The sequence below is a fragment of the Sphingomonas sp. jy18 genome, assembly GCF_056931895.1.
Map to the genome: position 1 here is coordinate 1 of NZ_JBXPBT010000008.1, position 11,694 is coordinate 11,694.

The following is an 11,694-nucleotide window of genomic DNA, read 5'->3' on the forward strand; positions in this document are numbered from 1 at the left end:
ACCCAGCCGCCCTTTGCCATGACGCAAGCACAGCCAAAGCGGGACCCCGGGTCAAGCCCGGGGTGACGGTGGGCTTTGAATAGCAATCGTCCGTTGCGGCATGGCTACAGTCTTGTCGCAGACCACCCGCCCCACCCCGTCACCCCGGCCCCCGAGCCGGGGTCCCGCTATCTGGCGCGTGCATTGAACAACAGGACCCCAGCCAACCCCCGGCCGACAAGATGACGGCGGGCCATGCGCATCGCGACGATCGGGCCAAGCGCGTCCATTCCTGAACAGATATTCACAAACCCCAGCATTTCCGCGCCTTTCGCGCGGCTCGTCGCGTTTCGGGCTCGATTCACAGGCGGCCATGCAACCCGCACTGCGCTCGCCCTTTGTCCCCGTGTCGCCATCGCCCGTTGAAGGTCCCCGGTGCATCCGCACCCGCTCGCGGGCGATGCCACAACAAGGAGATAATCCATGCTCAAGTCCATTCTGCTGGCGGGCGCGGCCAGCGCGCTCGCCCTATCCACCGCTCCCGCCCTCGCCCAGTCGCCGCAGCCGGTTCCGGCTGACACGCCGACGACCACCATGCCGCCCAGCCAGACCCCTGGCACCGGCCAGCCCGATGGCACGCCGCGCACCGGCACCACCGTCCCTGGCGCACCGACCACGCCGGGCACCAACCCTGATGGCACCACCATGCCCGGCAATCCTCCGTCGCCGGCCGATCCGGCGATGCCCGGCGACAGCACCCTGCCTGCACCGACCACCGGCACCACCGGGGAAGGCGAATCGCCGAGTGACGATGCCACCCCCACCCAGCCCGCCGGCCAGCAGCCGACCGATGCCCAGCCCGGCGTGACCGCCTCGGCGCAGGCTGCCGCTCCGGCGGGGACCATCGCTGCCGCGGTCGGCGCCAATGCCGATCTCTCGACGCTCGGCACCGCGCTCAGCGCCACCGAACTGACCGCGACGCTCGGCCAGCCCGGCCCCTTCACCGTCTTCGCACCGACCAATCAGGCCTTTTCGCTCATCCCGGAGCCGGTGCGCAGCCAGCTGATGCAGCCAGCCTATCGTGAGGCGCTGGCGACGATCCTCAAGTTCCACGTCGTTCCCGGCACCATCACCGCCGCGCAGCTGCGTGAGCAGATCACGGCAGGCGGCGGCACCGCCACCCTCCAGACCGTCGCCGGCCAGACGCTGCGCGCCAGCCTGGAAGGCGAACAGATCGTGCTGATGGGTGAAAACAACAGCAAGGCCTATATCTCGAGCGCCGACAACGCCCAGTCGAACGGCACCGTGCACGTCATCAACGGCATATTGGTGCCGCGCCTCGGCTGACCCCGATCCCGCCTGACGGGTCGCAAGGGAAAGGCGTCCGGAGCAATCCGGGCGCCTTTCTTTGTTGCTCGGGCGCTCGACAGATGCGCTCTATATTGCCACACAAGCAGCAGAATCGGGCCGGGCGTTACTGCGCCCCGTCGCGGCAAGGGGGTTTTTGCATGGATTTCATCTCCATCCTGTCGATTTTCGTGCTGGCCTGTTTCGTCGGCTATTATGTCGTCTGGTCGGTCACGCCCGCGCTGCACACGCCGCTGATGGCGGTGACCAACGCGATTTCCTCGGTGATCATCGTCGGCGCGCTGATCGCCGCTGCCGCACCGGTGATCGGGGCAGGGGGCGAAGTCGCGAAATGGCTCGGCCTTGCCGCCGTGGTGATGGCCAGCGTCAACATCTTCGGCGGCTTCGCGGTCACCGCGCGCATGCTGGCGATGTACAAGAAGAAGGAGCGTTGAGCATGGGCGGCTTGCTTGATCCCAACGCTCGTCACCCCGGCCCCCGAGCCGGGGTCCCGCTTGGTTCTCACGCTGCGCGAAGTGCGACAGCGGGACCCCGGATCAAGTCCGGGGTGACGGCGGCTATTCTGGCCTTGCTACTCGCGACCCCGGCCCACGCCTCCTCTGGTGCAGACACCACGCCAGCCTGGGCAATGCTTGCCTATCTCGTCGCCGGCGTCTTCTTCATCCTCGCGCTGCGCGGGCTGAGTTCGCCTTCGACCTCGCAGGGCGGCAACCGGTTCGGCATCATCGGCATGGCCATCGCCGTGGTGACGACGCTCGCCACCCATGTGCCGACAATCAGCGCAGACGCGTCTACCGCAGCAGTTCAGCCGGACGTCGCGACCATCGGCCTGATCCTCGCCGCCATCGGCATCGGCGCGATCATCGGCATCGTCACCGCCCGCCGCATCGCCATGACGGACATGCCGCAGCTCGTTGCCGCCTTCCACAGCCTCGTCGGCCTCGCCGCCGTGGCCGTCGCTGCAGCCGCTTTTTTGAACCCAGGCGCCTTCGGAATTTTGATCGAGGCAGGGCCGCACATCATCATTGGAAACTTGCCGGGTGCCGAATTTGTTATCGATCCTGCCAGCCGGGTCGAAATGGCGTTGGGCTCAGCCATCGGCGCGATCACCTTCTCCGGCTCGGTCATCGCCTTCCTCAAGCTCGCCGGCAAGATGTCGGGCGCGCCGATCATCCTGCCGCTGCGGCATGTCATCAATCTCGGCACGCTCGCCGCGATCCTCGGCCTCACCGCCTATTTCACCGTCGATCAGAGCCCCTGGGTGTTCTGGACGATCACCGTGCTCGCCTTCGTCATCGGTTTCCTGCTGATCATTCCCATCGGCGGCGCGGACATGCCGGTGGTCGTCTCGATGCTCAACAGCTATTCGGGCTGGGCGGCCGCGGCGATGGGCTTCACGCTGGGCAACAGCGCGATGATCATCACCGGCGCGCTGGTCGGCTCGTCGGGCGCGATCCTGTCCTACATCATGTGCAAGGCGATGAACCGCAGCTTCATCAGCGTCATCGCCGGCGGCTTCGGTGCCGAAGCCGGGGCGGCGGGCGGCGAGGCCAAGGAACAGCGCCCGTGGAAGCGCGGTTCGGCGGAAGACGCCGCCTACATGATGAAGCAGGCGGACAGCGTCATCATCGTCCCCGGCTACGGCATGGCGGTGGCGCAGGCCCAGCACGCGCTGCGCGAGATGGCGGACCTGCTGAAGAAGGAAGGCGTCAGCGTCAAATATGCCATCCACCCGGTCGCGGGGCGCATGCCCGGCCACATGAACGTGCTGCTCGCCGAAGCGAACGTCCCCTATGACGAGGTGTTCGAGCTGGAGGACATCAACAGCGAATTCGCCCAGGCCGATGTCGCCTTCATCATCGGCGCCAACGACGTGGTCAACCCGGCGGCCAAGACCGACAAGAGCTCGCCCATCTACGGCATGCCGGTGTTCGATGTCGACAAGGCCAAGACCGTCTTCTTCATCAAGCGCAGCATGGGCGGCGTCGGTTATGCCGGCGTCGACAACGACGTCTTCTACATGGACCAGACGATGATGCTGCTCGCCGACGCCAAGAAGATGTGCGAGGACATCGTCAAATCGATGGCGCATTGATGCCAATAGGGAATTTTGCATGCGCAAACTGGGCCTGATCGGCGGCATCAGCTGGGCGGCGACCGAAAGCTATTATCGCATGATCAATGCGGAGGTGCAGCGGCGCGGCGGCCCCGCCTGCTCGGCGTCGCTGGTCATCGAAAGCCTCAACTATTGCGACCTGCGCCGTCTCAACGGCGACAATGAATGGGCCAATGCCGCCGGCCTGTTGATAGAGGCGGGCCGGAGGCTGGAAGGCGCGGGCGCCACCGCGCTGCTGATCTGCGCCAACTCGATGTACAAGGTCGGCCCGCAGGTGCAGGCGGGGGTCGGCATCCCGCTGATCGACATCGTCGATCCGGTCGGCCGCGCCATGCAGGCCGCCGGCGTCACCACCGCCGCGCTGCTCGGCACGCGCAATGTCATGAGCGAACGCTGGTACCGCCAGCGCCTCGTCGGCCACGGCGTCTCGCTGATCCCGGCCGAGGAAGAAACCATCGCGATGGTCGACCGCATCATCTACGACGAGCTGATGCAAGGCGTGGTCGACAAGGCCAGCGAACGCGAACTGCGTACCCTCATCACCAAATGGGACCAGCGCGGCGTCGACGCCGTCGCGCTCGCCAGCACCGAACTTTCGATGCTGGTCGATACCGAGGCAAATGTCCTGCCCATCTACGATTCGACAAGATTGCACGCCATGGAAGGCGTGGGCTGGATATTGGGCGACACGCCATAGCTGACAGCCGTCGCCCCGGACTTGATCCGGGGCCGCTTTCGGCGTCGCGCCGCGTTGCCAGCGGCCCCGGGTCGAGCCCGGGGCGACGATTTCCTATGTGGCCCGCGTCCAAACCACCGTGCGGCAGAATACCGCCACGCAGCCGCGCACGTTCAGCCGGCCATTCTCCACCCGCACTGTCGCGTTGAAATGGCGGCCTTCCTCCGGGCTGTAGCCGCGGCCGGTCCAGCGCTGTCCCTCGCGTGAGAGGTTGGACAGCACCTGCACCCCCATCAGCGGGCGGCTGCGCAGCGATCGGTCGGGATTGTTGGTGTCGCGCGCGCCCCCGGCCGGTTCGGCGACCAGAAAGCGGGTGATGCGCCCGCACAATGTCGCGCCGCCGCTGCTGCAGGGTGCGATGGTGATCACTGCGCGCCCGTCATCGGTGCGCCAGCGCCCGCCGATGTCTCCGCCCGATTGCTGCGCCGACGCGGGCAGGGCGAGGGCGACGAGGGCAGTGGCGAGCAGGGCGGGGGCGGTAATCGGCGATTTCATGGGTGCGATTCCTCGAAAAACTGCCCTCGCATAACCCCTAGTCCTGAGCTTGTCGAAGGGCGCTTGCGCTTGGCGACAGACGTGCGTCGACAGGCTGGGGACTGCGCATTGCTTGCGGGCGATGGTTCTGCCCGGCGATACGGAATCTCTTGGCAATCCTGCCACCCCTGGGCACTATGCGCCGGGGAGAAGAAAGCATGAAAAGCATTTGGCTGTTCGCTGCCAGCACGCTGCTGGCGACTGGCGCCCACGCCCGCACCATAGAAATCGCGGCCGGGCCCGACGCGCAGACCCGCATCCAGGAAGCGCTGATCCTCGCCGAGCCGGGCGATGTCGTGCAACTTGGGGCAGGGGTGTTCACCCTTACCGACGGGCTCAGCCTCGATGTCGATCGCGTCACCGTGCGCGGCGCGGGGATGGAGCAGACCATCCTCGATTTCGCCGGGCAGCAGGGCGCGGGCGAAGGGCTGATGGTCACCAGCGACGATGTCGTGCTGCGCGACTTCGGCGTGCGCGACAGCAAGGGCGACGGCATCAAGTCCAAGAATGCCGACCGCATCGTCTATCTCAACATCAAGGTCGAATGGACCGGGGAGCCGCGTGCCACCAACGGCGCCTATGGCATCTATCCGGTCGAGAGCGAGCATGTGCTGATCGATGGCGCGATGGTGCGCGGCGCGTCGGATGCCGGCATCTATGTCGGCCAGTCGCGCAACATCGTCGTGCGCGATTCGATCGCGGTCCAGAATGTCGCGGGCATCGAGATAGAGAATAGCTACAACGCCGACGTGCATGATAATATCGCCACCGCCAACACCGGCGGCATATTGGTGTTCGATCTGCCCGGGCTGCCGCAGCAGGGCGGGCACAGCGTGCGCGTGTTCGACAATATCGTCGTCAACAACATGACCCCCAATTTCGCCCCCGCCGGCAATATCGTCGCCAGCGTGCCATCCGGCAGCGGGGTGATCGTCATGGCCAACCGCGATGTCGAGATTTTCGACAATGTCTTCGAAGGCAATGGCACTTCGAACATCATGATCACCGGCTATCGCTATGGCGAGATCGCGCCCGGCTATCAGCCGCTGCCGATGCGCATCCGCGCCATGGACAATCTGCACGGCCGCACCGGCTTTGCGCCGGGCCTGCCCGGCGGGGCAGAGATGGCGGCGGCGTTCGGCGGATCGCTGCCGCCGGTGCTGTGGGACGGCGCCGGCGAGCAGATCAGCATCGGCGATCCGGTTGCAGCGCTCTCGCTCAACCTGCCTGACCTCACGCAACCCCGCGAAGCCGCGCGCCCCGCCCCGGTCGATCTCTCCGCCCCCGCCACCTGGCCGCGCGTCCCCGCCGTGGTCCTGCCCGCCAGCATGGAGGCTGCGGCAGCAGAGGAATGAAGGGGTGGGTGCACCAGGTCCTCCCCGGAACGGGGAGGGGGACCATCCGAAGGATGGTGGAGGGGTTGCGAGCGCAGCGAGCCCCTTCCGTGTCCGATACCGCAGACGCTCGCTGCGCTCGCCACCCCTCCACCGCTTCGCGGTCCCCCTCCCCGTTCCGGGGAGGACCTGTTGCCCGCATCCTCGCCGCCCTCTCGCTCCTCCTCGCGCTCCCCGCCGTCACCACCGGCACCCGCGTGGCTGATTCCGCCATCGCCGAAGGGTTGCCGCCCACCCTCTCCGCCTACGGCTTCTTTGACGGCTCCCCCGACCGTCCCAGCCCGTTGCTCATCCCCTACACGCTCGGCACCCCGCTTTTCTCGGACTATGCCGACAAGCGCCGCTTCATCTATCTCCCCCCCGGCACGCGGATGACGGCCAATGGCGACGGTCTGGTCAGCTTTCCGGTCGGTGCCGCGATCATCAAGAGTTTCGGCTACCCCCAGGCCGATGGCAGCTACCGCACCATCGAAACCCGCCTGCTGCTGCACCGCGCCGAAGGCTGGGTGGCGCTGCCCTATATCTGGCGCGCCGATGGCAGCGACGCCGACCTGCGCCTTGCCGGCGGGCGGCAGCAGGTCAGCTTCACCACCCCATCGGGCCAGCAGCGGACGATCAGCTATGCGGTGCCCAATCGCAACCAGTGCAAGACCTGCCACGAGCTGTCGCAAGTCGTCACCCCCATCGGCCCCAAGCTGCGCAATCTGGAATTGAGCGCCAGCCATCGCCCGCTGGTCGAGGGGGCCGATTGGGCCGCGCCGCGCCTGCCGCGCTGGGACGATGCCGCCCAGCCGCTGGCCTCTCGCGCCCGCGCCTATCTCGACGTCAATTGCGCGCATTGCCACAATCCGCGTGGCTCGGCCTCCAACAGCGGCCTGTTCCTCGAATATGAGCGGGCCGAGGGCATGGTCACCGGCATCCGCAAGCGCCCGGTCGCCGCCGGGCGCGGCAGCGGCGGGCTGGACTATGCCATCGACCCCGGCCACCCCGACCGCTCCTACCTCCTCTACCGCCTGCGCAGCCTCGATCCCGGCATCGCCATGCCCGAACTGGGCAGGGCGAGCGTGCATGACGAGGGCGTGCGCCTGCTGGAGCAGTGGATAGCGGGGATGCCGTCGCAACCAAACCCGTAGCCCTGAGCCTGTCGAAGGGCGATTTGCCGCAAAGCGCCCTTCGGCAGGCTCAGGGCTACGGTTTTTTCGCACGAGCCCACGCGTGACGCCCGTCACTTGCGCCCACCAGCAAACCGTCCCACCTTGCCGCGCATGACCGACCCCATCCTCCACGATTATTTCCGCTCCTCCGCGAGCTACCGCGTGCGCATCGCGCTCAACCTCAAGGGCGTCGATTACCGCGCGGTGCCGACTAGCCTGCTCGCCGGGGAACAGCGCAGCGATGCCTATCTGGCACTCAACCCGCAGGGCTTCGTCCCCGCGCTGGAGGTCGACGGCCTCGTTTTCACCCAGAGTTTCGCGATCATCGACTGGCTCGACCGCACCTATTCCGATGTGCCGCTGATCCCTGACGAGCCCGTCGCCCGCGCCGGTGCGCTGGCCATGACCATGGCGATTGCCTGCGACATCCATCCGCTCAACAATCTGCGCATCCTCAAATATCTCTCGCACGACCTCGGCCTGCGCGACGACATCCGCGACCGCTGGTATCGCCACTGGGTGACCGAAGGCTTCATCGCGCTCGAGGCGATGGCTGCCGGCGCCGGCCCCTTCCTCGGCGGCGACGCGCCCAATATCGCCGACGTCTTCCTCGTGCCGCAGATGGCCAACGCCCGCCGCTACGAAGTCCCGCTCGCCGAGTTTCCGACGCTGGTCGCCTGCGATGCCAACTGCACCGCGCTGGAGGCCTTCGCAGCGGCCGCCCCCGACCGGGTCAAGCCGGTGGAGTGAGAAGGCACCTCTCCCGCAAGGGGAGAGGTGCTGCTAAGGGTCGGTCGATGACCACCAAATTCGATCTCGCCGGCTTCCTGCCCTACCAGCTATCGGTCGCCTCCAACGCGGTGTCGGATCGGATCGCGCGGCAATATCAGGCCCGCTTCGGGCTCAAGATTCCCGAATGGCGGCTGATGGCGGTGCTGGGGCAGGGCAAGCCGCAGACCCAGCGCGATCTCGTCGGCGCGACGCTGATGGACAAGGTCACGGTCAGCCGCGCCACTGCCGCGCTGGTCGATCGCCGGCTGGTGTGCCGCGCCCCCAGTGAAAGCGACGGCCGCTCGCACCTGCTGGCGCTGACCGACGCCGGCCGCTCGCTCTATGCGGAGATCGCCCCCGTCGCGCTGGCAATGGAGCGGGAGATATTGAAGGGGCTGAGCAAGGACGAGCGCCGCCTGCTGACCGACCTGTTGGCACGCTTGCGCGCAGCGGCCGAAGCGGGTATGTAGTTGCAAGTGTAACTAAATATGCCTGTGCCTGCCCTCCCTCTCTGTCATTCCCGCGAAAGCGGGAATCTAGGAGCGGCAAAGCACCGAGTTAGCAGCCCCTGGATTCCCGCTTTCGCGGGAATGACAGAGAGGTGAACATGAGGAGCGATTCATGGCCAACCTGTTCGACAATCCGCTGGGCCTCGACGGCTTCGATTTCGTCGAATTCACCGCCCCGCAAAAGGGCGTGCTGGAACCGGTGTTCACCGCCATGGGCTTCAGCCTGGTCGCGCGCCATCGCTCGAAGGATGTGCAACTGTGGCGGCAGGGGGAAATCAACCTCATCGCCAATTACGAGCCGCGCAGCCCCGCCGCCTATTTCGCCGCCGAACATGGCCCCTCGGCCTGCGGCATGGGCTTCCGCGTGAAGGACGCCGCCAAGGCTTATGCGGAAGCGATCGAGCGCGGGGCGGAGCCGGTCGAAAGCCGCACCGGCGTGATGGAATTGCGCATCCCCGCGATCAAGGGCATCGGCGGCGCCTTCATTTATCTGGTCGATCGCTACGCGACGCTCGACAACCCCGACGCGCTGTCGATCTACGACATCGATTTCGTCTACGAACCCGGCGTGCCCCGCAATCCGGTCGGTGCCGGCTTCAAGACGATCGATCACCTGACCCACAATGTCTATGCCGGCCGCATGGCGCATTGGGCAGCCTTCTACGAGCGCATCTTCAACTTCCGCGAGATCCGCTATTTCGACATCAAGGGCGAATATACCGGCCTGACATCGAAGGCGATGACCGCGCCCGACGGCAAGATCCGCATTCCGCTCAATGAGGAAGGCAAAGCCGGCGGCGGGCAGATCGAGGAATATCTGCGCGATTATAACGGCGAGGGCATCCAGCATATCGCCCTGATCTGCGACGATCTCGTTGCCTGTCTCGACCGGCTCAAGGCCAATGGCGTGCCGCTGATGAAGGCCCCGCCCGCGACCTATTACGAGATGCTGGAGGAACGCCTGCCGGGCCATGGCGAGCCGACCGCTGAACTGCAGGCGCGCGGCATCCTGCTCGATGGCTCGACCGAGGACGGCGACCCGCGCCTGCTGCTGCAGATTTTCGCCCAGCCGCAGATCGGCCCGGTGTTCTTCGAATTCATCCAGCGCAAGAAGGATGAAGGCTTCGGCGAAGGCAATTTCACCGCGCTGTTCAAGAGCATGGAGCGCGACCAGATGCAGCGGGCGGCGCTGGAGACGGCGGAATCGGCCGAGTAGAACCGCAGCCCTGAGCTTGTCGAAGGGCGCCTTGCAATATCGACAGACGCCCTTCGACAGGCTCAGGGCTACGGATTGGGACTATAGAACATGGCTGATGCATTGATGGTTGATGCCGCGCTGGCGCAGGTAAAGCCCCCCTTCACCGTCACCCGCATCCACCACGTCGCCTACCGCTGCCGCGACGCGAAGGAGACGGTGGACTGGTACGCGCGCACGCTCGGCTTCCGCTACACCAACGCCTTTGCCGAGGATCATGTGCCCTCCACCGGCGCCTATGATCCTTACATGCACGTCTTCCTCGATTGCGGCGGCGGCAATGTCATCGCCTTCTTCGAGCTGCCCAACCAGCCGGAGATGGGCAGGGACCCCAACACCCCCGCCTGGGTGCAGCATCTCGCCTTCGAAGTGCCCGACATGGCGGCGCTGACCGCGGCCAAGGCGCATCTCGAGGCGCTCGGCATCGACGTGCTCGGCCCCACTTATCACGGCATCTTCCGCTCGATCTATTTCTTCGATCCCAACGGCCATCGCCTCGAACTCGCCTGCAACATCGGCACACCGGAGCAATATGCCGAGCTCGAACGGGTCGCCGGGCCGATGCTGGACGAATGGAGCCAGACCAAGCAGGCCCCCACCCACGCGCAATGGCTGCACGTCGACCCAGGCTCGCTGGTCGAATAGCCTTCCAGTTCGCTGATCCCGCAGCCCTGAGCCTGTCGAAGGGCGTCTTGCGACGCTGCGAAACGCCCTTCGACAAGCTCAGGGCTGCGGTTTAGGGTGGCACCGTAAACGCATATCGGGAGAAAACATAATGAAGCTCGCCAGCCTCAAATCGGGCCGCGACGGCCGCCTCGTCGTCGTGTCGGACGATCTCGCCTGGTATGCCGATGCCGGGCATATCGCCCCCACGCTGCAGGCCGCGCTCGATGACTGGGCGATGGCCGAACCGCGGCTGCGCGCGCTGGCGACCGATCTCAACCATGAAGCGATCCCGATGATGCGCTTCCACGAACGGCTCGCCGCCGCGCCGTTGCCGCGCGCCTACCAGTGGGCGGACGGCTCGGCCTATGTGAACCATGTCGCGCTGGTGCGGCAGGCGCGCGGGGCGGAGATGCCCGACAGCTTCTGGCACGATCCGCTGATGTACCAGGGCGGCAGCGACGGCTTCCTCGGCCCCCGCGATCCCATCCCGCTCGCCGACGAAAGCTGGGGTTGCGACATGGAGGCGGAGGTCGTGGTCGTCACCGGCGACGTGCCGATGGGCGCCAGCGCCGAGCAGGCACGCGGGGCCATCCTGCTGGTCGGCCTGACCAACGACGTGTCCCTGCGCAACCTCATCCCGGGGGAACTCGCCAAGGGCTTCGGCTTCTTCCAGTCGAAGCCGGCCAGCGCCATGTCCCCGGTCTTCGTCACCCCCGATGCACTCGGCGCACGCTGGGATGGCGGCAAGCTGCACGGTACGCTCAACGTCGATCTCAACGGAAAAGCCCTCGGCCGCGCCGATGCCGGCGTCGACATGACCTTCGATTTCGGCCAGCTCATCGCGCACGCCGCCAGAACCCGCAGCCTGTGCGCGGGCACCATCATCGGCTCGGGCACCGTCTCCAACCGCGATGCCGACGGCGGTCCGGGCCGCCCGGTCGCCGATGGCGGCCTCGGCTACAGCTGCCTTGCCGAAGTGCGCACCATCGAAACGATCCGCACCGGCGCACCGGTCACACCGTTCCTGAAAGCCGGCGACAGCGTCCGCATCTGGATGGACGATGACCGCCATCACCCGATTTTCGGCGTTATCGAGCAGGTGGTGGAATAAGGTCCTCCCCGGCACGGGGAGGGGGACCATCCGAAGGATGGTCAAGGGGCACGCGGGTGTTACGTGACTTCACATAACACCCGCGTGCCCCTCCACCATTT

General features: G+C 66.4%; 12 protein-coding genes. 11 read left to right on the forward strand and 1 reads right to left on the reverse strand.

Annotated elements, in window-relative coordinates:
• Nucleotides 1–462 precede the first annotated feature (462 nt).
• From AC0QC4_RS14850 to AC0QC4_RS14865, 4 genes are all read left to right on the forward strand, one after another.
• Entirely contained in the window at nt 463–1,326 is an 864-nt protein-coding gene (locus AC0QC4_RS14850; protein WP_483660694.1) for a fasciclin domain-containing protein, read from the forward strand.
• A gap of 161 nt (nt 1,327–1,487) precedes the next feature.
• Complete coding sequence (locus tag AC0QC4_RS14855; protein ID WP_483660695.1) at nt 1,488–1,781, forward strand: proton-translocating transhydrogenase family protein; 294 nt, start codon at nt 1,488–1,490, stop codon at nt 1,779–1,781.
• 194 nt (nt 1,782–1,975) lie between these two features.
• Nucleotides 1,976–3,442, forward strand: a complete 1,467-nt coding sequence (locus tag AC0QC4_RS14860; RefSeq protein WP_483660840.1) for an NAD(P)(+) transhydrogenase (Re/Si-specific) subunit beta — start codon at nt 1,976–1,978, stop codon at nt 3,440–3,442.
• Nucleotides 3,443–3,461: 19 nt separating this feature from the next.
• Nucleotides 3,462–4,160 carry an aspartate/glutamate racemase family protein gene (locus tag AC0QC4_RS14865; RefSeq protein WP_483660696.1) on the forward strand — a complete coding sequence of 233 codons (699 nt, stop codon included), beginning with the start codon at nt 3,462–3,464 and terminating at the stop codon, nt 4,158–4,160.
• Between the two features lie 93 nt (nt 4,161–4,253).
• Here AC0QC4_RS14865 and AC0QC4_RS14870 read toward each other — a convergent pair whose 3' ends face one another.
• Entirely contained in the window at nt 4,254–4,694 is a 441-nt protein-coding gene (locus AC0QC4_RS14870) for a DUF2147 domain-containing protein (protein ID WP_483660697.1), read from the reverse strand.
• A gap of 197 nt (nt 4,695–4,891) precedes the next feature.
• Here AC0QC4_RS14870 and AC0QC4_RS14875 point away from each other — a divergent pair, with 197 nt between their 5' ends.
• The 7 genes from AC0QC4_RS14875 to AC0QC4_RS14905 all read left to right on the forward strand — a co-directional run bounded on the left by AC0QC4_RS14875 (nt 4,892) and on the right by AC0QC4_RS14905 (nt 11,593).
• A complete protein-coding gene (locus AC0QC4_RS14875) occupies nt 4,892–6,088 on the forward strand; it encodes a parallel beta-helix domain-containing protein (RefSeq protein ID WP_483660698.1) in 1,197 nt (398 codons plus the stop codon).
• Nucleotides 6,085–7,260 carry an SO2930 family diheme c-type cytochrome gene (locus AC0QC4_RS14880; RefSeq protein ID WP_483660699.1) on the forward strand — a complete coding sequence of 392 codons (1,176 nt, stop codon included), beginning with the start codon at nt 6,085–6,087 and terminating at the stop codon, nt 7,258–7,260. Before AC0QC4_RS14875 ends, AC0QC4_RS14880 begins: the two co-directional genes overlap by 4 nt.
• Nucleotides 7,261–7,392: 132 nt before the next feature.
• A complete protein-coding gene (maiA, locus tag AC0QC4_RS14885; RefSeq protein WP_483660700.1) occupies nt 7,393–8,031 on the forward strand; it encodes a maleylacetoacetate isomerase in 639 nt (212 codons plus the stop codon).
• A gap of 47 nt (nt 8,032–8,078) precedes the next feature.
• Entirely contained in the window at nt 8,079–8,522 is a 444-nt protein-coding gene (locus tag AC0QC4_RS14890; RefSeq protein WP_483660701.1) for a MarR family winged helix-turn-helix transcriptional regulator, read from the forward strand.
• A 151-nt stretch (nt 8,523–8,673) separates the two neighbouring features.
• Complete coding sequence (gene hppD / locus AC0QC4_RS14895; RefSeq protein WP_483660702.1) at nt 8,674–9,777, forward strand: 4-hydroxyphenylpyruvate dioxygenase; 1,104 nt, start codon at nt 8,674–8,676, stop codon at nt 9,775–9,777.
• A 105-nt stretch (nt 9,778–9,882) separates the two neighbouring features.
• Nucleotides 9,883–10,461, forward strand: coding sequence for a VOC family protein (locus AC0QC4_RS14900; protein WP_483660842.1), 579 nt, complete (start codon nt 9,883–9,885; stop codon nt 10,459–10,461).
• Between the two features lie 130 nt (nt 10,462–10,591).
• Complete coding sequence (locus AC0QC4_RS14905) at nt 10,592–11,593, forward strand: fumarylacetoacetate hydrolase family protein (RefSeq protein WP_483660703.1); 1,002 nt, start codon at nt 10,592–10,594, stop codon at nt 11,591–11,593.
• The last annotated feature ends 101 nt before the right edge of the window (nt 11,594–11,694 follow it).